Genomic DNA, 18,301 nt, shown 5'->3' with positions numbered 1-18,301 from the left:
ACGTCAATTATGTGAATTGAAAAAGTAGAAATACTAGAGGTCGAAGCTTGCCCTGATCATATTCATATGTTGGTAAGTATCCCTCCCAATTTGAGTGTGTCTCAATTTGTAGGGTATTTGAAAGGAAAAAGTTCTTTGATGATCTTTGATCGACATGCGAATTTGAAATATAAATACGGGAATCGGCATTTCTGGTGCAGAGGTTATTATGTTAATACAGCCGGAGCAGATACTCATGCGATTGCCGCTTATATTCAAAATCAGCTGGCAGAGGATCAGGCAATGGAGCAATTAACGTTTAGGGAGTACATAGACCCGTTTACGGGTAGCAAGAATTAAAAGGCAGAAGAACTCTGCCTGCATAGCAGGGGGGCTGTTTCTTTTCAAATAGACTATCATAAGAAAAAGGTTGGTTGGCCGCTTTAGCGGCAGCCTGTGATTTTATTGCGATTGGCGAATTTTTCAAAGCCCGTGTCGGGCTGCCGGTAACATCGCCTTGAAGGCGTGGTGCATACCACCGGCTAAGCCGGTGGTTTTGATTTAGAGAGAGGATGGTATGATTCAATTTGCTTCTGTGTTTTCTGATTATGCGGTTCTGCAGCGGCGGATGCCGATTCCGGTGTGGGGAACGGCGGAGCCGCGGACGCTGGTGGAGGTGCGTTTCCGCGGGGAGTGCCGCCGGGTGCTCTCGACGCCGGACGGGCGGTTTCTGGTCCGGTTCAGCCCCGGCGAGGCGGGCGGACCGTTTGTGCTGGAGGCGGAGCTGCCTGACCGCGGGGAGCGCTGTTTCCTGCGCGAGATCATGGTTGGAGAAGTGTGGCTGGCCTCCGGCCAGTCGAATATGGAGATGGCGCTCGGTTCCGTGAGTGAGGCCGCGGCGGAGGAGGCGGAGAAAACGGAAAATGTCCGGATGCTGAACGTGCCGCACTGTGCCCGGACCGGCGGACGGACGGAATTCCGCGCCCGCTGGATGCGGCCGGAGCGGGGAAACAGCAGAGTGTTTTCCGCCGCGGCGTTCTACTTCGCCCGCGAGGTGGCGCAGGCGACCGGCGTGACCGTGGGAATCGTCCACTCCTCCTGGGGCGGGACGGATGCGATGGCGTGGTGCAGCCGCGAAGCGCTGGTGCAGAATCCGGATTTTCGCGACTTCGTGCTGGAGCTTGAGGCGGAGATGTTCCAGCCGGAACGGTGGAGCGGAAATTGTGACCGCGATGTGAGTTCCCCGCAGTACGACGGGCTGGAGGAGATAATCCGGGCGACCGGCTGCCCGGAAAACGACGGCGTCGGCCGGGGCTGGGCGGAGCCCGGCTTCGACGACTCCGGCTGGAAACAGATGACGTTGCCGGGGCGTTGGAATCAGGCGGGCGAGAACTACAACGGCGTGCTCTGGTTCCGGCGCGAGGTGGAGATTCCGGCGGAGTGGGCGGGGCGGCCGCTCACGCTGGCGATCGGTGCGGTGGACAAGCATGACATCACCTATTTCAACGGTGTGCAGGTCGGAGCGACCGGTTCCGGCGTGGATACGAATGTCTGGTGCGAGTTGCGCGAATACCGGGTCGCGCCGGAACTGGTTCGGGAGGGGCGTGCGGTCGTTGCGGTGCGGGCCTACTCCTTCCTCTTCGACGGCGGCATGATCGGTCCGGCGGACGCCATGCGGCTCTATCCGGAGGGGGCGGACCCGGAGACGGGGATCGAACTCTCCGGCCCGTGGCGTTACGCAACCGAGTTCAACATGGGGTTGATTACCCTGCCGCCGGCGGTTTCGCCCGTGCCGGGGACGGAGGTGCTTTACGGCAGTTGCAATATGCCCTATGTGCTGTATGACAACATGATCGCCCCGCTGGTCCCCTATGCGATGCGAGGGGTGATCTGGTATCAGGGCGAACACAATACGCTTCGCCGCAACCGGGAGTACGGCGGCTTGATGAAGTCGCTGATCGAGGATTGGCGCCGGGCGTGGGGGCAGGGGGATTTCCCCTTCTACCAGGTGCAGCTGCCCGGGTTCCACGCCGGAGCTTCGTACGAGGAGACGAGCACCTGGGCGCCGTTGCGTCTGGGGCAGCAGTTCGCCGCGGAGGCGACCGGGAACGATTTTGCCGTGACGCTCGACCTCGGCGACGTGGAGAACATTCACCCGAAACGCAAGCGGGAAGTGGGCGAACGGCTCGCCCGCCTCGCGCTTCGCCGTGAATACGGGAAAAATCTGGTGGAGAACGGGCCGATGCCGCTCGCGGCGGTGTTCGAAGGGGACGCGGTCCGGCTCCGCTTCCGCCGCTGTGCGGAGGGGTTGCGGTTCGATCCCGGCCCCACGCTCTTCGCCATCGCCGGTGCGGATGGCGAATTCCAGCCGGTGGAGCCGGAAATTTCCGGGGAGGAGGTGCGGCTGCCGTATGTCGGTCAGGGACGGCCGCGCCGGCTCCGCTATGCGTGGGCCGACAATCCGCAGGGCGCTCTGTTGCGCAATGCAGACGGGCTGCCCGCTCCCACCTTCGAGCTGGAAATCCTCTGAAAAACAGCACGGGCTCCGGAATTCATCCGGAGCCCGTTGTTCTTTGTGAGGGGGAAACTGCCGTCTTCAGCGGAGAAGTTTCCGGTACGCTTCGAAGTAGCGCCGCCCGAATTCACGCTGACTCTTCGCGTCGAAGTGAACCCGGTCCGGATTGGAGGTCAACCCCTCCGAGGTGACGAATGCGGCCGGAGCCATCTCTTCGACCACCTTCCGCTGTGCGGCGTCGACCCGCTTTTTGGAGTCGTTCCACTTTTCGCCGGGGAACTGGCTCAGCTGACCGACCAGAATCGGCAGTTCGGGATTGCCGAACTCACTCCGGAACCGGCGGAAAAGTTCCGTCAGATGCTTGTGATAGGTGCGGCTGAGGGAGTTGCTGCAGTCGGCCTCCCCTTGGTGCCAGAGGATCCCTTTGAGCGTGCCGGATTCCATCGCCTTGCGGGTGCGGGCGAGCGCATCGTCGTAGGGGTGACTTTCCGTCTGCTGCCAGAGAGCGCCCGGGGTCCAGGTCGAGAGCGGGGAGCCGCCGCAGGCTGCCGGAATCAGTCCGACGGTGATGGAGGGATCGCTCTCCGCCAGCAAAATGGCAAACCGTCTGCCCGGACCGACGCCGGCGGAGGGTTTGTCAAAATGGACCGGATCCACCGCCGGAACCCAGTTGCCGGAACGGTCGAGCATCAGCACCCGCGGATGGGGCACTTTGTCCTCCGGGGCGATGGCGCCGCGGCCGGCCATGTTGGATTGTCCGGCGAGCAGAAACAGGTGAAACTTCTCCTTCGACGGCAGTTCCGCCGCCGGAAGCAGAATCCCCGCGGCCAGAAGAAGTGCGAGAAAGAGCGACTTCATGACACTCCCCCGTACTGAACGGAGAGGTTGTGGCGGAGATGGAAGAATTCCACCTTGCCGGGGGATTGCCCCTGCTGGAACGGGACGCCGGATTTGCACGCCCCCTCCGGCACCGTTGTCATCGTTATGAAGATAAGAGCCCCCCGTTTTTTTCATTGTGTTTCCTCCCTGGTCACATGGTTCGACAGCTCCGCCGCAGGAAGCGGAATATCTGCCGCTGTATTGCTTTCATACCGGTTCATTGTTCCGGTGGTCATTTTTATGTCCGCATGCGGTTTTCTGCAATTGTGATCTTATTGCCGGAGCTTGCGGTTTTTCCTCATTGCCGATGATGGTTTCGATCAGCCGGTCGGCGATGTTTTCGATTTTCGAATCGATATAGGCGGTGTCAAACGAGCAGAAGTAACTCAGCTCCAGATTCCGGTGAAACACGGTGAAGAGCTCTTCCGGCACCCGGATTCCGAGACGCAGAATCGCCTGAATCGCCCCCGGCACCGCGTTGTCCGGATAGACGATAAGCGCGTCCGGCCGCGGCTGGGCGGTGAGCAGTTCCATGGTGTAGCGGTAGCCGATCTCGCCCCAGCTCCGGGTGGTGAGCTCGTTATCGGGAATGATGCGCAGATTGCGCGGCATGATCTTGATTCCGGCCGCGCGCAGTTCCGCGAGGAGAAAGCTCGGCCGGTCCGGCGGGCCCCCGGAGATGATTCCGGCGATCCGGCGGCAGTTGCGCTCTTTCAACTGGCGGGAGAGCGCGGAAAAATTATATTGCATATCACTCATTATAAATGATTTGCGTATTGGAATCCGGTCGAACCAGCTGTTGTCGATTGCGCGGACGACCACCCCGATCACCGCTTGAATCCGCCCGGAGAGGATCGCCTGTTGCAAAGCATCGGGAATCTCCCGGTGCTGTTCCTCCGGGCGGCAGTCGTCAAATATGATGCATTCGATGCCGCGCGCCTGAAACTTCTCCTGCAGGATATCCCGCAGGACGGAGAAGGTGATCCGGTCGCTTCGACTGCCGTAGAGCTTCGAGGTGTACAGCCCGACCCGGTGGATTCCCTCCGCCTGCGGCGCGACGAACATGCCCCGGCCGTGCTGTTTGTTCAGCAGGCCGAATTTGACCAGAAGATCAGTGGCGAGTTTGACCGAGAAGAAGTTGGTGTTCCACAGCTCCGCCATCTCGCGCAGAGAGGGGAGCCGGTCTCCCGGCCTGAGCACTCCGGATTCGATCTTTTCCCGGAGATACTGCGCCAGTTCCTGGTGGATCCCCGCGTTGCCGCCGGGCCGGAAATCACTGAGGTCTGCCGAACACTTGATTTTCATACACAGAGATGGAGAACAGCTATATCTCCTCACATAAGGTAGCATCCTCCGGATGGAATGTCAACCGGAAATAGAGAAAAAGTGACGATGGCGAATCCGGAGGACCCGTCCGGCAGACTGGTTGTGAGTTTCGTTACGACCGCCTTGTCGGCTTGACGTGGCTATCATGTTCTCCGGCCCCGGCGGCAAATTCTCCCAGGAAGACGATGCAGGAGGCGCTTGCCCCGGGGGGGGCGGGCGTGGTGTGGCGCAGAAAGAGTCTGCTGAATCTTCCCTGGCAGTTGTTTCGGTAAGCTCCGAAGAAAACGGCGGTCTAAAACAGCGTCGGCTGGGAAACTTCAGTTCCGGCATCCGCGGCGGGGCGGAGCGAGGCGAGAAATTCCTCCAGCGGCAGGACGCGGATTCCCAGCTTCGCCGCTTTGGTGAGTTTCCCGCCGGTGGCGTTCACGTCGGCGGCGACCAGCAGCGAGAGCGAGGAGGTCACATCATCCACCGGCGTGTAGCCGTTCGCCGCGGCGAGTTTCTCGTACCAGGAGCGTTTCTCCGGCATCTTCCCGGTGAAGCAGACCGTCGGCCGCCCCGCGGCGGATTTGGCGTGAACCACCTGCAGTGCGCCGAGCAGTTCGTCGAGGTAGTCCGACTGGGCGGCGAGTTCGGAGACGAGGGCGCGGGCACGCTCCGGACCGATGCCGGGAATGGCGCCGAGCTCCTCTTCGGTCATCGTCCGGAGCCGGGCGAAGTCGCAGTGCTCGAAGATCACCTTCGCCACGTTGACGCCGATGTTCGGGATGTTCAGCGCGGCGAGCAGCTGGTAGTCGTTGACCACCCGCGCCTTGCGGATCTCCTCGATCAGGTTCGCCGCGGACTTCTCCGCGAAGCCGTCGAGACGGAGGATGTCCATCACCTTGAGTTCAAAGAGGTCGGAGAGGTGGCGCACGCCGGATTTCTCCATCAGTTTCCGGAGCGTCGGTTCGCCGAGCCGCTCGATGCCGAGACTGCGGACCGCGGCGAGCAGCCGCTGCAGCTCCGTTTCGCGGCACTCCGGATTCGGGCAGACCAGCTCCGGTCCGCGCCGGACCAGTTTCGCGTTACAGCAGGGGCAGTGATCGATCAGGGGGGAGCGCCGTTCGGTTCCGGGGCGGCAGCCGACGATGTAGGGGATGACGTCGCCCGCCCGTTCGACGATCACGGTGTCGCCGATCTGCGCATCGAGTTCGAGCAGGTTCTGGACATTGTGCAGGGTCGCGCGCCGGATGGTCGTGCCGGAGATCTCCACCGGGTCGAGCAGTGCGACCGGAGTCAGGCAGTTCTTGCCGAAGCTCCACTCCACGCCGGTCAGCCGGGTTTCGCGGCGGATGTTGGTGAACTTGTAGGCGATTTCGCCGCGCGGATGGTGGGCGGTGCTCCCCAGCGAGTTGCGGAAGGCGAGGTCGGCGAATTTGATGACCACGCCGTCCTGCGGGTAGGGGAGCGCGGCGAGTTCGTGCAGCAGGTGCTCCCACTGCAACTTCAGCTCCGAAAGCGCCACCGGGAAGGAGACCAGCGAATAATCGACCAGCGTCACCTTCGCCCCCTGCAGCTGCATCTCGGCGATCTCCTTCAAGCCCATGATTCCGGCGACGGCGTTGCGGGAGTTCTTGTAGGTGCCGCCCCCCTTCCGGCGGATGTGCGAGTAGAGTTTGGCGAAGTCGTCGTCGCGGATGACCAGTTCGCCGCGGGCCGGGCGGTCGACCGGGCCGGTGTATCCGGGGGCCTCCAGTTCGATCAGCGGCAGTTTGTCGGAGACATCCTCGCCGATTTCGCCGTCGCCCCGGGTCGAGAGCACGCGGCCGTCGAAATTGGCGGAAATGCCGTCGTATTTGGGCTCGACCAGCAGCGGTTCTTCGGGGGTGCGGGCGAATTTCCGCCCCCACTCGAGCACCTCTTCAAGCGAATAGGCCTTGTCGAGCGAAAGCATCGGCGTGGTGTGCCGGACCTTGCCGGAGCCGGCGACCCGGGGGGCGTAAACCCGGGTGAGCAGCGCATTCCCGGGGTCGATCCGCCGCAGGGCGCGGAGCAGTTCGTCGTAGCGGACGTCGGGAATTTCCGGTTCGCCGAGCTCCCAGTACTGCCGGTTGTGGTGTTCGATCAGTTTCTCGAGCTCTTCCCGATTCAGCTGTTCCGCATTGAAGTTGATGAAATCCAGATCCGCCATGGCGCCTTTCCCGGATGATGATTCTGCTGTTGATGTGTTGGAATACTGTACACCTTGATTGATTTTTTTCAAGAGCGTGATATATTAATCAAATGTATGTGCCGCTCAGAAAAGAGTCATCAAAACCAAGGAAACACTGTAAAATGGCGAACGGTTACAATGTCGCGGTCGCCGGCGCGACCGGCGCAGTCGGCGTCGAAATGATCAAGACACTGGAAAAACGCAACTTCCCCGTCAAGAACCTGAAACTTCTCGCTTCGGCCCGTTCGGCCGGCAAAACTCTGAAATTCAAGGGCGAGGATGTCGTGGTTGAAGAGATGACCGAAGCCTCGTTCCGCGGCGTCGACATCGCGCTCTTCAGCGCGGGCGGCGACATCTCCCGCCAGTTCCGCCCCGCGGTGGTCTCCGCCGGAGCGGTGATGATCGACAACTCCAGCGCCTTCCGCATGGAGAAGGATGTGCCGCTGGTGGTGCCCGAGGTCAACCCCGAGGACATCAAGTGGAACAAGGGGGTCATCGCCAATCCGAACTGCACGACCGCGATCATGCTCGTGGCGGTCGCTCCGCTCCACCGGGCGAAGAAGCTCCGCCGCCTCGTCGCCGCCACCTATCAGGCGGCCAGCGGTGCCGGTGCGAAGGGGATGGAGGAGCTGATTCTCCAGACCCGCCAGGTGCTCGACAACCAGCCGATCGTGCCGCGGGCGTTCGTTCACCGGATTGCGTTCAACCTGATTCCTCACATCGACTCCTTCCAGGAGAACGGGTACACCAAGGAGGAGTTCAAGATGGTCAACGAGTCGCGCAAGATGCTCCATCTGCCGGAACTCAAGGTCTCCTGCACCTGCGTGCGGATTCCGGCGTTGCGCGCCCACTCCGAGGCGCTGAATCTGGAGTTCGAAGAGGAGATCACGCCGGAAGAGGCGCGCGAAATCCTCCGCCGTTCCCCGGGGGTTCAGCTGGCCGACGACCCGCAGAACAAGGTCTACCCGATGCCGGTTGACGCGACCGAGAAGTACGATGTGCTCGTCGGGCGCATCCGTCAGGACATTTCGCGCGACGACAAGCGCGGGCTGGACATCTTCGTTTCCGGCGACCAGCTGCTCAAGGGTGCGGCGCTGAACGCGGTTCAGATCGCCGAACTTCTGTAAGAGCGCGGGTGCCGCGCACTGCCGCCGTTCCGCGGTTCCCCGGGGGGGACCGGCCGGGCGGCGGCCTCTGTTTTCCGGCGGCGGAATAATTCGATTTGCTTTTCCGCCGGAAGAATGATATATTATAGCAATATACATCAAATTTTCGGCATAAGGCGAGGTTATTTTCGAGATGGAAGATAGTGGTTCTTCGGATCCTGACGGTTCGTTTCGATTATCGGGTTTTCTGACCCCCGAACGAACCATTGTCCTCAACGCGTCCGACAAACGGAGCGTTCTCAATTTCCTGATCGAACTTCTCGCGAAAACGCCGCAGATCACTTCGAGGGCCGAACTTGCCGACGGCATCTTCCGGCGTGAAGCACTCATGAGCACCGGCATCGGGCTGGGGATCGCGATTCCCCATGTCCGTCTCGCCTCGGTCACCGGCATGGTGATGGCGGCGGCGCTCGTCCCCGACGGAATCTCCGACTACGAAAGCCTCGACAATCAGCCGGTCCGGCTGGTTGTCATGATCGCCGCCCGGCTCGATCAGCATGCGGAATATCTGCAGCTGCTCTCGTGCCTGAGTTCCGAACTCAAAGCCGACTCCTTCCGGGCCGGGCTCTTCCGCTGCACCAATGCATCCGAACTTTTCCGCGAACTGATTTCGCAGGATCGTTGATATCGAAGTTTCTTTACTATTAACATACCATGGAGCAGAAAAAGTGACGAATTCAGAAACCGAAATTCCCGCCATTGACTGGGGAAGAACCGACCTGTTGATCGAACTTGCGCTGAGCGAGGATCTCGACACCACCGGCGACGTGACCACCAATTCGGTCGTGCCGGAGAACGCCACCGCCGAAGCGGTGCTGCTCTGCAAGGAGCCCGGCATGGTGCTTGCCGGACTGCCGGTGGCGGAGCGGGTGTTCAAGCTGGTGGAGCCGCGGCTCGAATTCAAGGCGATCCGCGAGGATGGCGACCATTGTGAATACGGCGATGTGCTCGCCGAGATCCACGGCCCCGCCCGCGGACTCCTGATTGCGGAACGGACCGCGCTGAACTTCCTGCAGCGCCTGAGCGGCGTCGCCACCACGTCGGCGAAGTACGCCGCCGCGCTGAAGGGGACGAAGACGCTCGTGCTCGACACCCGCAAGACCACGCCCGGCTACCGCAATCTTGAGAAGTACGCGGTTGCGGTCGGCGGCGCCACCAACCACCGCATCGGTCTCTACGACCGGGTCATGATCAAGGACAACCACCGCGAGATGGCGGCGATGGAGGGCCCCGGCGGAATCACCCGCTCGGTTGAACGCGCCCGGCAGGCCCATCCGGAGCTGGAGATCGAGGTGGAGGCCGATACGCTCGACGAGGTGCGCGAGGCGCTCGAGGCGGGGGCGGATCACATCATGCTCGACAACATGTCCGACGAGATGATGGCCGAGGCGGTGAAGCTGGTCAACGGCCGCGCCAAGCTGGAGGCTTCCGGCGGGATCACCCTCGAACGGCTCCCCCGGATCGGCAAGATCGGGGTGGACTTCGTCTCCGCCGGTGCGCTGACCCACTCGGTCAAGGCCGCCGACATCTCGCTCGACATCCAGGTGTCGAAATGATCGCCCGGCTCACCGGGGAACTGGCGGAGAGCTCCTGCACGGCGTGCGTCATCGACGTCGGCGGGGTCGGTTACGACGTGTCGATTCCGCTGTCGACCTTCGACAAGCTGCCGCACCCCGGGGAGCGGGTCCGGCTCTACATTCACACGCAGGTGCGCGAGGATGCGATCACGCTGTTCGGCTTTGCGACGCAGGAGGAGCGGGAGCTGTTCCGTTACCTCATCAACGTCTCCGGCATCGGGGGCAAGCTCGCGCTGAGCGTGTTGAGCACGATGCCGGTCTCCGCCTTCTGTGCGGCGATCGCCACCAACGACATCAAGGCGATTTCGCGGATCAACGGCATCGGCAAGCGGACGGCGGAACGGCTGGTGGTCGAACTGCGCGACAAGCTCAGCGCCGCCGGAACCGGAACCGTGTTCGCCGCCTCCGGCGAGACGACGCCGGCGGTCACCGCCGCGAACGAGGCCGCGCTCGCGCTGGAACAGCTCGGCTTCAAGCGCGACGCCATCGACCGGACGCTCAAGGCACTGCTGGCCGAACTGCCCGCTTCGGAGCAGACCAGCGAGAAACTTCTTCGTCAGGCGATCATCAAATTGAACTTCTGAGGCGAGATGAAGCTCAAGCGCAGACATTTCGAATGGATCGGCATCGCGTTTCTCGCGCTGGCGGCGCTGTTGTACAGCCAGCCGGAGGTCTCTATTTCCGGCAATGAATCGACCCGGTTCGCGGTGATTCAGGCGGTGGGCGAACAGCATGTGTTTCACATCGAGAAGACCAACTTCCGGACCGTGGACCGGGTGATCCGCAACAATCACGTCTATTCGGATAAGCCGCTGCCGATCGGCTGGGGGCTCGGCATGGTCCACCGGGTGCTTCACGGCGTCACCGGCTGGAACTTCTTCGACAACTACAATCTTCTGATCTACCTCTTCAACCTCGGATTCAGCGGCGCGATCAACATTCTGCTCTTCGTCTGGAGCTTCCGCCAGTTCTGCCGGGTGCGCCGCGGGAGCGTCCCGCTCAAGTTTCTGCTCGCGCTCGGGATGTGCATCGGCACCTGGCTCTTCTCCTACTCCGTCACTGTCAACAACCACACGCCCGCCGCGCTGGCGGTGCTCGGGCTGTACATCGTTCTGGAGAAGTACCGCCGCCGGCCCTCGCGGCGTCTGGCCGCCGCCGCCGGACTGACCGCCGGACTGGTGGCCGCCGCCGATCTCCCGGTCGGGGCGATATTCGCGGTTGCCGCGGTCGCGGCGCTCTGGCTGCTTGCGCCGCGCCGGGAACGGATTTCCGCCGAAACCGCCTGCATCGGTTGCGGGCTCGCGGTCGGCGTCTGGCTTCTCCTGCTCAACTACACCGCCTACGGCACGGTGGTGCCGCTCTACGTGGCCGGTTCGGAAGGGACCTTCCGGGTGGTGAATCCCGGCTGGGCCTACCGGATGAGCTACCTCTTCGAATGCCTCTTCGGCTGTCGTGGATTGTTCAGTTATCAGCCGTTTCTGTTTTTTGCACTGCCGGGGGCGTATTTCCTGTGGCGGGGCGGGAGGTTCTCGCGGGTGGACAAGGTATTTCTGGTTGCGGTGGCGGCGGTCATGCTCTTCTACCTCTTTTTCACCGTCGAATTCGGCGGCTGGGCGTACGGATTCCGCTATCTTGTGCCGGTGATTCCGATTCTGTGGCTTTTCGCCGGACGCTGGCTGCTGGAGGCGCACTTCCGGCCGCTGAAGTGCGCCATCGCCGCGCCGCTGATTGCGGCGGGGGTGGTGACGGCGCTGGCGGGGGCCTACTCGCCCTTCTGCGTCGCCTACGAAGGGGTCAATTCGCCGCCGGGTCACTTCACCCGCAGCGTCCGCAGCACCTTTCTGGGGAACGTGTTCGCGTGGAGCTTCGCCTCCGACGAGAATTCGGCGCTGACCCGGGCGCTGCTGCACCACTACGGTCCGGCCGATTCGATGAACTTTCTGCACAACACCTACTTTAACCTCAAGCGGCCCGATCTTCTGCGCAAGGTGGCGGAGCGGACGGCGCAGCTGTTACGCGAAGAGCGTGCGGATCAGCACCATGTAGAGCGCGGTTCCGCCGAAGATCGAAAGCAGTGAGTTGCGCCAGCGCAGGTGGAGCAGCACCGTAGCGGCGCCGGCGATCAGCTCCGGCGCGCCGAAGGGGGCGGCGAGGAACTCCACGTTCCGGATGCAGTAGACCACCAGCATGGCGATGGCCGCCGGAGCGATGACGTTGCCCAGATAGAGCACCAGTTCCGGCGGACGCGCATTCTTCCGGCCGAAGAGCAGGAAGGGGAAGGCGCGGATCAGGAAGGTCACCACCGCCATCACCGCGATCGCCTGGAGTGTGTAGGTTGCGTTCACGGCTGCACCTCCTGTGGTTCAAGTTTGCGCCGCAGGAGCAGCAGAACTCCGATGATGGCGAGGATGGCCGGCACGAGCATCTGCTCCGGACCGAAGCAGACGAGAGCGGCGACGGTGGCCGCCGCGCCGACCAGGGCGGGAATCCGGTTTCTCCGTTCGAGACACTGTTCGGTGAGGATCACCAGAAAGAGCGCGGTCATGGTGAAGTCGATTCCGCGGGTATTGCAGGTGAGGAGGGTTCCGGCGATGGCGCCGGCGACGCTGCCGAAGATCCAGTAGAGGTGGTCGAAGAAGCAGACGCCGAGCATGAAGTCGCGCTGGGTGGTTCCGTGGTGCTCCCGGTCGCGGACCAGCAGAGCGTAGGTTTCATCGGTCAGCCCGAAGATGAGGTAGAACTTCCGCCAGCCGTAGCGGCGGAACTTCTCGATGAGGGAGATTCCGTAGACGCAGTAGCGGATGTTGATGAGCAGAGAGAGCAGCGCGACCTCGAAGAGCGGCGGCGCGTTGCGCAGGATGTCCACGGCGGCGAACTGGAGGCTGCCGGAGAAGATGGTCACGCTCATGAGGAGCGCCCACGCCGGGCCGTATCCGGCCTGACTGAGCAGGATGCCGAAGGCCGCCCCCATGGTGGAGTATCCCATCAGCACCGGGAGCGAGGTGAGGAAGGCGGAGTTTGCGGTTTTGCGATTCATGCCGGGCAGGTTTGGTTGATTGAACAAATTTTCCTGAGGATAAGATATAATATACACCGGTTTTTCGGAATCCTCAACCCGGATCGGGGGGGGCGGAACGGGGGAAAATCGTGCGATTTTCCTCCGGGCGGCTTGACAAGCGCGAAATAAGGATTACGTTAATGATTGCGGGTTCGGGAGACGCCTGGCTGTCAGACCGGTTCGGACAGATTGTTCGGGAGGAGGTCGGGGGGCGATGGCGGCGGTTCCGGAGCCGTCCGCGGGTTCCGGTGGCGGCGGGGGAATGTCTCGAAATACCGGAGGACAGCAACTAAGGAAAGGTACAGGAAATGTTAAAAAAAGTCGCGATGCTGCTCGGTGTGTTCGGTGCGGCAGCCGTTCTGACGGGATGCTCCTCGCTCCAGACGGCTTCTGTCGCTGATTTCAACAAGCAGGAGGTGGTAACCTCCGGAACTGCGGTGGAACACATCGCTGTTGCAACTCATGGGCTCTATCTCTTCTCGATTCCGCTGATTACCGGTTCGACCGATCAGTATGGAATGCCGACGCTGGTCACCGATACGGTTTCCCCGCAGGCGCTGACCGCGGCGGTCACCAAACAGGCCAAGGCTGCGGGTGCCCGTACCACGGCTGATCTGGTTACCGACGTCACCTCCGCGGGTTTCATCTTCTATTATCGTGGCGGGACCGCTTCCGGCACCGCGGTGAAGTAGGTGCGGGGAAAACGGAAACTCAACAGTCATAAATGTAAGGAAACTGATAATGTATAAATTGATGACTCTTGTTGCGACGGTTCTGACGGCCGCGGTCCTCTGCGGTTGTGCGTCGGTCAGCGTTGTCGAAGGTCCGGATCTCAACGGTCAGAAGCTGGCCCGTTCCGGCAAAACGGTTGCCCACCTGCAGGCGGAGAACTGGGGAATCTATCTTTTCATGATTCCGCTGATCACCGGTTCCACCGACAATCCGGGCAGCATGGTGTTCCTGCAGGACACGGTCACGGTCAAGAATGCGATTCAGATGCTGACCGCCAAGAGCAACGAGCTCAAGGCAACCGGCACCTACAACATCGTCACCAAGAACAGCACCAATCCGTGGTTCTTCGGCGTCAAGGAGATCCGCGTTTCCGCCAACGCCGTCAAGTAACGCGGCGGACGCGAACAATTGCAGACACACCGGAAAGCTCGCTTTCTGGTGTGTTTTTCGTATGAAGCGCCGGGAACGGCGAAAGGAGAAGAGGAGTTGGCATCATGCTCGAGAGCAACTACTGGCGTGGAAATTTCTGTATTGAGGTGAGTCCGGCGCCCGGCACGCTGGTGATTTTCGGCGCGTCGGGGGATCTGGCGAAACGGAAACTGTATCCGGCGCTCTTCCACCTGTTCCGGCGCGGTCTGATGCACGAGGAGTCGCGGATTGTGGGGTGCGCGCGCACGGCCTATTCGGACGAGGCGTTCCGCGAACACATCCGGCCCGAACTTTCCGGCGGCAGTGAAAGTCAGGTGAACGACTTTCTGAAGCGGGTCTACTACCATGCCGGGGATTACTTCGCGCCGGAGTTCTACGGTTCGCTGGGCCGCCGTCTGGACGAGCTCGAACGCGGCTGTGAACTGCCCGCGAACCGGACGATCTATCTGGCGATGCCGGCGAAGCTCTATCCGCCGATTCTGGAAAACCTTTCGAACGCCGGGCTGCTGACCGAACCGGAGGACGGGAGTTCGTGGCGCCACGTGGTGCTGGAGAAGCCGTTCGGGCGGGACTTCGACTCCGCCGAAGCGCTCGACCTGCAGCTGCACCGCTACCTCAAGGAGGATCAGATCTACCGGATCGACCACTACCTCGGCAAGGACACCGTACAGAACATTTTAATGCTGCGCTTCGCCAATCTGATCTTCGAACCGGTCTGGAACGCCCACTACATCGACCATGTGCAGCTCACGGTCGCCGAGACGCTCGGCGTCGAACACCGGGCCGGCTACTATGAACAGGCCGGGCTGCTGCGCGACATGTTCCAGAACCACATGCTTGAGATGCTGGCGATGGCGGCGATGGAGATGCCCGCCTCGTTCTCGCCGGACGCGGTGCGCGACGAGAAGATGAAGCTGATCCGGTCGATCCGCCCCTTCGATCTGGCGCGTCTCGGGGAGTCGGTGGTGCGCGGCCAGTATGCCGGCTACCGTTCCGAACCGGGGGTGGCGCCGGATTCCACGATTGAAACCTTCGTCGCCGCCCGTTTCATGATCGACAACTGGCGCTGGAAGGGGGTGCCCTTCTACCTGCGCTCCGGCAAGAAACTCGCGGCGCGCAAGAGTGAGATTGCGATCGTTTTCAAACATGTGCCGCATTCGATCTTCACGCCGATCCGGGCGGCGGATATGCAGCCGGACACGCTGGTGCTCAAAGTACAGCCCGACGAGGGGATGGAGCTGACGATTCAGGCCAAACAGCCGGGGCCGAAGCTCTGCATGGGCGGGCTGAGTCTGAACTTCCGCTACTCCGAGTTCCCCGGCGGGGAGAGTTTCGAGGCCTACGAGCGGCTGCTGCTCGACGCGATGCTCGGCGACCAGACGCTCTTCATCCGCAGCGACGTGATCGCCGAGAGCTGGAAACTTTTCACGCCGGTGCTGGAGAACTGGGGCGAACAGTGTCCGCTCGCGGTGTACGAGCCGGGCACAGACGGGCCGGAGGAGTCCTTCCGGCTGCTCTTCCGCGACGGGCGCGAATGGCGGCCGCTGGTGCCGGAACTGTGAGGAGACCGCCGGAATGGGACTCTTCAAGCTGCACGCTCCCTACGCGCCCGCCGGCGACCAGCCGGAGGCGATTGCGAAACTGCTGGCGAATTTCCGCGAAGGGCGCCGCTACCAGACGTTGCTGGGGGTGACCGGTTCCGGCAAGACCTTCACGCTGGCGAACGCGATCGCCGAACTGGACCGGCCGGTGCTGGTGCTGTCGCACAACAAGACGCTGGCGGCGCAGCTTTACAGCGAGTTCAAGGGGTTCTTCCCGGAGAACGCGGTGGAGTACTTCATCAGTTATTACGACTACTACCTGCCGGAGTCCTACATTCCGCAGACCGATACCTACATCGCCAAGGACGCCTCGATCAACGAGAACATCGAAAAACTCCGCCTTTCGGCGACGGCGAGTCTGGTGGAGCGGCGCGACGTGATCGTGGTGGCGAGCGTCTCCTGCATCTACGGCCTGGGTTCGCCCGACGACTACGCCGATCTCTGCGTCCACGTCGCGGTCGGCGACACCAACGGGCGGGACGAGATTCTCCGCCGGCTGGTCGACATCCAGTACAGCCGCAACGACACCGCGCCGGAGAAGGGGGAGTTCCGGGTGCGGGGCGATGTGGTGGATATCTTCGAACCGCAGCGGGACGACTTCATCCGTGTGGCCTTTTTCGGCGACGAGGTCGAGTCGATCGAGCGGCGCGACGTCACCTCCGGCAAGGTGAAGACCCGTCCGGAGGCGGTGACGCTCTTCCCCTGCCGCCACTTCGTGCTGCCGCCGGAGCGGATTGAGCACGCCGCGCACAACATTCTCGCCGAGATGCGCGACCGGGTCGCCTGGTTCGAGAAGAACAACCTGCTGGTCGAGGCGCAGCGGCTCTACCAGCGGGTCACCTACGACATCGAAATGATGCGGGAGATCGGCTATTGCAGCGGCATTGAGAACTATTCGATGCACCTGTCGAACCGCCGCCCGGGGACGCGCCCCTACTGCCTCTTCGACTTCTTTCCGCCGGACTTCCTGACCGTCATCGATGAATCGCACGTGACGCTGCCGCAGCTGCAGGCGATGTACAAGGCGGACCGCAGCCGCAAGCAGGTGCTGATCGATCACGGCTTCCGGCTGCCGTCGGCGCTGGAGAACCGGCCGCTGCAGTTTCAGGAGTTCGAGGAGCTGGCGGGGGACACGGTGTTCGTCTCGGCCACGCCGGGGAGCTACGAACTGGAGCACTCCGGGCCGCCGGTGGAGCTGATCGTACGTCCGACCGGGCTGCTCGATCCGCGGATCGAGGTGCGGCCGCTGGAGGGGCAGGTGGATGACGTGATTGCCGAAATCCGCAAGGCGGCAGCCGCCGGGGAGCGGACGCTGGTGACGACGCTGACCAAGAAGAGCTCCGAGCGGCTTGCCGACTATCTGGCCGAGCTGGGAATCCGCACCAGCTACCTGCACTCCGAACTGGATGCGCTCGAACGGGTGCGGGTCCTCAACAAACTGCGGGACGGGGAGTTCGACTGCGTCATCGGCATCAACCTTCTGCGGGAGGGAATCGACCTGCCGGAGGTGGCGCTCGTCGCCATTCTCGATGCGGACAAGGAGGGATTCCTCCGTTCGGAGCGTTCGCTGGTGCAGACGGCGGGTCGCGCCGCGCGGAACAAGGACGGACGGGTGATTCTCTACGCCGACAGCATCACGCCGGGGATGCAGGCGCTGATCGACCAGACCGAAGCGCGCCGCCGCCGCCAGATCGCCTACAACGAAGCGCACGGGATCACGCCGCAGACCATCCGCAAGGAGCGGCACTTCACCATCGGCGAGATCGTCTCGCCGGAGGCGTCGAAGGGAAAGAGGAAGATGCCGTCGCTGGCCGGTTCGATGATCACCGATTCGACCGATCTGGGCGGGCTGGGGCTTTCGCCCGCCGATCAGCAGGCATTGATCGAAGAGCTGACCGGCGAGATGCTCCGCGCGGCGGAAGTGCTCGAATTCGAGCGCGCGGCCGATCTCCGCGACCGGATTCGGAGCCTCTCCGCCGGCAAGTGACCGACACAAAAAAGAGGAGAGGTTGTTGCACCTCTCCCCGTTCAGAACAAATTTCGAATTAGTGCCAGCTGGCGATGTCGTCGCAGGTTGAGGTCGGGCTGCCCACATCGTACAGGATATTTTTGGCGCCATCATCTTTCCCATTCGGACCATAAGAATAAACAATTGCTTTGGTCGCGAGTGATTTGTTGGTATCAGCCGGATTGGGAATTTCATCCTTGAGTTGTGTATTGATAATGATAACGTAACGGTTTCCCCATGGATCACGCCAGAGGTGTTTCCTATTTTCTTTAGCAGCCTCATCTGTATTCGCTTTGTAGTTTTCGATGGTAGGATCAAATTTAGGACTGGGATCCAGGAATTTTATTTTCCGTTTATTGATATTGGGCGTGCTGACTTTGTTTGGAACAGACAGTTCCGCGATAAAACAGTCATAAGCATCCACATCAGTATCGTTTCCTCCTCCTAGGGTAATGCAGTTGGAAAATTTACCGGAGCCTTTCGAGACATCTTCTCCATCAAAAGAATATGTAGTTGTAGAACCAGATTCCGGCGCAACCATCTTGTTGTAGGTGCTCTCCACTCCCTTGAGGGCGAGGAGAATCGTGGCCATGTCCGACTTCGCCTGGGTGATTCTGCCCTGCTGCTGGGCGCGGATGACTGCCGGGATGACCAGCCCGGCCAGAATGGCGATGATGCCGATCACCACGAGGAGTTCGACGAGGGTGAAAGTCTGTTTCTGTCTCATTTTTCTATTCCGTTGCTTCGTATTGACCATGTCCGTTCGACAATTCCGTTTTCCACTAGTGTTATAGTAAGTGCGGAACGGTGATTTTTCAATGGTGGAACCGTTTTTTT

16 protein-coding genes and 1 pseudogene are annotated in these 18,301 nt (G+C 61.6%); 11 read left to right on the top strand and 6 right to left on the bottom strand.

What is annotated here, in order from left to right:
• Both tnpA and ACMLHG_RS15355 read left to right on the top strand, forming a co-directional pair.
• Positions 1 to 339 (top strand): annotated as a pseudogene (gene tnpA, locus ACMLHG_RS15360) (IS200/IS605 family transposase); the annotation flags it as partial.
• 217 nt (positions 340 to 556) lie between these two features.
• The gene (locus tag ACMLHG_RS15355) at positions 557 to 2,509 is read left to right on the top strand and encodes a sialate O-acetylesterase (RefSeq protein ID WP_417171059.1); all 1,953 of its coding nucleotides are present in this window, start codon (positions 557 to 559) and stop codon (positions 2,507 to 2,509) included.
• Between the two features lie 66 nt (positions 2,510 to 2,575).
• On the opposite strand, the gene ACMLHG_RS15350 is transcribed toward ACMLHG_RS15355, so the two are convergent.
• The 3 genes from ACMLHG_RS15350 to ACMLHG_RS15340 form a co-directional block, all read right to left on the bottom strand.
• A complete protein-coding gene (locus tag ACMLHG_RS15350) occupies positions 2,576 to 3,352 on the bottom strand; it encodes a sialate O-acetylesterase (protein ID WP_417171058.1) in 777 nt (258 codons plus the stop codon).
• A 228-nt stretch (positions 3,353 to 3,580) separates the two neighbouring features.
• Complete coding sequence (locus ACMLHG_RS15345; protein ID WP_295811977.1) at positions 3,581 to 4,678, bottom strand: GntR family transcriptional regulator; 1,098 nt, start codon at positions 4,676 to 4,678, stop codon at positions 3,581 to 3,583.
• Positions 4,679 to 4,991: 313 nt separating this feature from the next.
• Positions 4,992 to 6,872, bottom strand: coding sequence for a helix-hairpin-helix domain-containing protein (locus tag ACMLHG_RS15340; protein ID WP_417171057.1), 1,881 nt, complete (start codon positions 6,870 to 6,872; stop codon positions 4,992 to 4,994).
• 143 nt (positions 6,873 to 7,015) lie between these two features.
• Between ACMLHG_RS15340 and ACMLHG_RS15335 the strand changes: the two genes are divergently transcribed.
• The 5 genes from ACMLHG_RS15335 (at position 7,016) to ACMLHG_RS15315 (ending at position 11,714) form a co-directional block, all read left to right on the top strand.
• Entirely contained in the window at positions 7,016 to 8,020 is a 1,005-nt protein-coding gene (locus tag ACMLHG_RS15335; protein ID WP_417171056.1) for an aspartate-semialdehyde dehydrogenase, read from the top strand.
• Positions 8,021 to 8,192: 172 nt separating this feature from the next.
• Entirely contained in the window at positions 8,193 to 8,684 is a 492-nt protein-coding gene (locus ACMLHG_RS15330) for a PTS sugar transporter subunit IIA (protein ID WP_417171055.1), read from the top strand.
• Positions 8,685 to 8,727: 43 nt separating this feature from the next.
• Positions 8,728 to 9,615: a carboxylating nicotinate-nucleotide diphosphorylase gene (gene nadC / locus ACMLHG_RS15325; protein WP_295811963.1), complete on the top strand. Its 888-nt coding sequence runs from the start codon at positions 8,728 to 8,730 to the stop codon at positions 9,613 to 9,615.
• Entirely contained in the window at positions 9,612 to 10,220 is a 609-nt protein-coding gene (ruvA, locus tag ACMLHG_RS15320; protein WP_417171054.1) for a Holliday junction branch migration protein RuvA, read from the top strand. Before nadC ends, ruvA begins: the two co-directional genes overlap by 4 nt.
• A gap of 6 nt (positions 10,221 to 10,226) precedes the next feature.
• The gene (locus ACMLHG_RS15315; RefSeq protein ID WP_417171053.1) at positions 10,227 to 11,714 is read left to right on the top strand and encodes a hypothetical protein; all 1,488 of its coding nucleotides are present in this window, start codon (positions 10,227 to 10,229) and stop codon (positions 11,712 to 11,714) included.
• Here the strand turns inward: ACMLHG_RS15315 and ACMLHG_RS15310 are convergent.
• Entirely contained in the window at positions 11,649 to 11,981 is a 333-nt protein-coding gene (locus tag ACMLHG_RS15310; RefSeq protein ID WP_295811956.1) for a branched-chain amino acid transporter permease, read from the bottom strand. The two genes, ACMLHG_RS15315 and ACMLHG_RS15310, sit on opposite strands and share 66 nt — an antisense overlap.
• Entirely contained in the window at positions 11,978 to 12,700 is a 723-nt protein-coding gene (locus ACMLHG_RS15305; protein ID WP_417171052.1) for an AzlC family ABC transporter permease, read from the bottom strand. Before ACMLHG_RS15305 ends, ACMLHG_RS15310 begins: the two co-directional genes overlap by 4 nt.
• Before the next feature lie 302 nt (positions 12,701 to 13,002).
• On the opposite strand from ACMLHG_RS15305, the gene ACMLHG_RS15300 reads away from it, so the two are divergent.
• From ACMLHG_RS15300 to uvrB, 4 genes are all read left to right on the top strand, one after another.
• Positions 13,003 to 13,386: a hypothetical protein gene (locus tag ACMLHG_RS15300; protein ID WP_295811950.1), complete on the top strand. Its 384-nt coding sequence runs from the start codon at positions 13,003 to 13,005 to the stop codon at positions 13,384 to 13,386.
• 49 nt (positions 13,387 to 13,435) lie between these two features.
• Positions 13,436 to 13,816, top strand: a complete 381-nt coding sequence (locus ACMLHG_RS15295; protein WP_295811947.1) for a hypothetical protein — start codon at positions 13,436 to 13,438, stop codon at positions 13,814 to 13,816.
• A 104-nt stretch (positions 13,817 to 13,920) separates the two neighbouring features.
• Positions 13,921 to 15,417, top strand: a complete 1,497-nt coding sequence (gene zwf, locus ACMLHG_RS15290) for a glucose-6-phosphate dehydrogenase (RefSeq protein WP_417171051.1) — start codon at positions 13,921 to 13,923, stop codon at positions 15,415 to 15,417.
• Between the two features lie 13 nt (positions 15,418 to 15,430).
• Positions 15,431 to 17,443 (top strand): excinuclease ABC subunit UvrB, encoded by a 2,013-nt coding sequence (gene uvrB, locus ACMLHG_RS15285; protein ID WP_417171050.1) that lies wholly within the window; start codon positions 15,431 to 15,433, stop codon positions 17,441 to 17,443.
• 58 nt (positions 17,444 to 17,501) lie between these two features.
• On the opposite strand, the gene ACMLHG_RS15280 is transcribed toward uvrB, so the two are convergent.
• Positions 17,502 to 18,191, bottom strand: coding sequence for a type II secretion system protein (locus ACMLHG_RS15280; protein WP_417171049.1), 690 nt, complete (start codon positions 18,189 to 18,191; stop codon positions 17,502 to 17,504).
• Positions 18,192 to 18,301 lie beyond the last annotated feature (110 nt).

This window comes from Victivallis sp. (assembly GCF_048170485.1).
GTDB lineage: Bacteria > Verrucomicrobiota > Lentisphaeria > Victivallales > Victivallaceae > Victivallis.
Note: the sequence above shows the minus strand (reverse complement) of the source record. Positions and strands in the feature narration are given on the sequence as shown.

Bases quoted from the DNA above. Each gene is read 5' to 3' on its own strand.
- ACMLHG_RS15335 (WP_417171056.1), top strand. From the start codon at position 7,016: ATGGCGAACGGTTACAATGTCGCGGTCGCCGGCGCGACCGGCGCAGTC.
- zwf (WP_417171051.1), top strand. From the start codon at position 13,921: ATGCTCGAGAGCAACTACTGGCGTGGAAATTTCTGTATTGAGGTGAGT.
- ACMLHG_RS15280 (WP_417171049.1), bottom strand. From the start codon at position 18,191: ATGAGACAGAAACAGACTTTCACCCTCGTCGAACTCCTCGTGGTGATC.
- ACMLHG_RS15330 (WP_417171055.1), top strand. From the start codon at position 8,193: ATGGAAGATAGTGGTTCTTCGGATCCTGACGGTTCGTTTCGATTATCG.
- ACMLHG_RS15315 (WP_417171053.1), top strand. From the start codon at position 10,227: ATGAAGCTCAAGCGCAGACATTTCGAATGGATCGGCATCGCGTTTCTC.
- ACMLHG_RS15350 (WP_417171058.1), bottom strand. From the start codon at position 3,352: ATGAAGTCGCTCTTTCTCGCACTTCTTCTGGCCGCGGGGATTCTGCTT.
- ACMLHG_RS15345 (WP_295811977.1), bottom strand. From the start codon at position 4,678: ATGAAAATCAAGTGTTCGGCAGACCTCAGTGATTTCCGGCCCGGCGGC.
- ACMLHG_RS15295 (WP_295811947.1), top strand. From the start codon at position 13,436: ATGTATAAATTGATGACTCTTGTTGCGACGGTTCTGACGGCCGCGGTC.
- ACMLHG_RS15340 (WP_417171057.1), bottom strand. From the start codon at position 6,872: ATGGCGGATCTGGATTTCATCAACTTCAATGCGGAACAGCTGAATCGG.
- ACMLHG_RS15300 (WP_295811950.1), top strand. From the start codon at position 13,003: ATGTTAAAAAAAGTCGCGATGCTGCTCGGTGTGTTCGGTGCGGCAGCC.
- ACMLHG_RS15355 (WP_417171059.1), top strand. From the start codon at position 557: ATGATTCAATTTGCTTCTGTGTTTTCTGATTATGCGGTTCTGCAGCGG.
- ruvA (WP_417171054.1), top strand. From the start codon at position 9,612: ATGATCGCCCGGCTCACCGGGGAACTGGCGGAGAGCTCCTGCACGGCG.
- uvrB (WP_417171050.1), top strand. From the start codon at position 15,431: ATGGGACTCTTCAAGCTGCACGCTCCCTACGCGCCCGCCGGCGACCAG.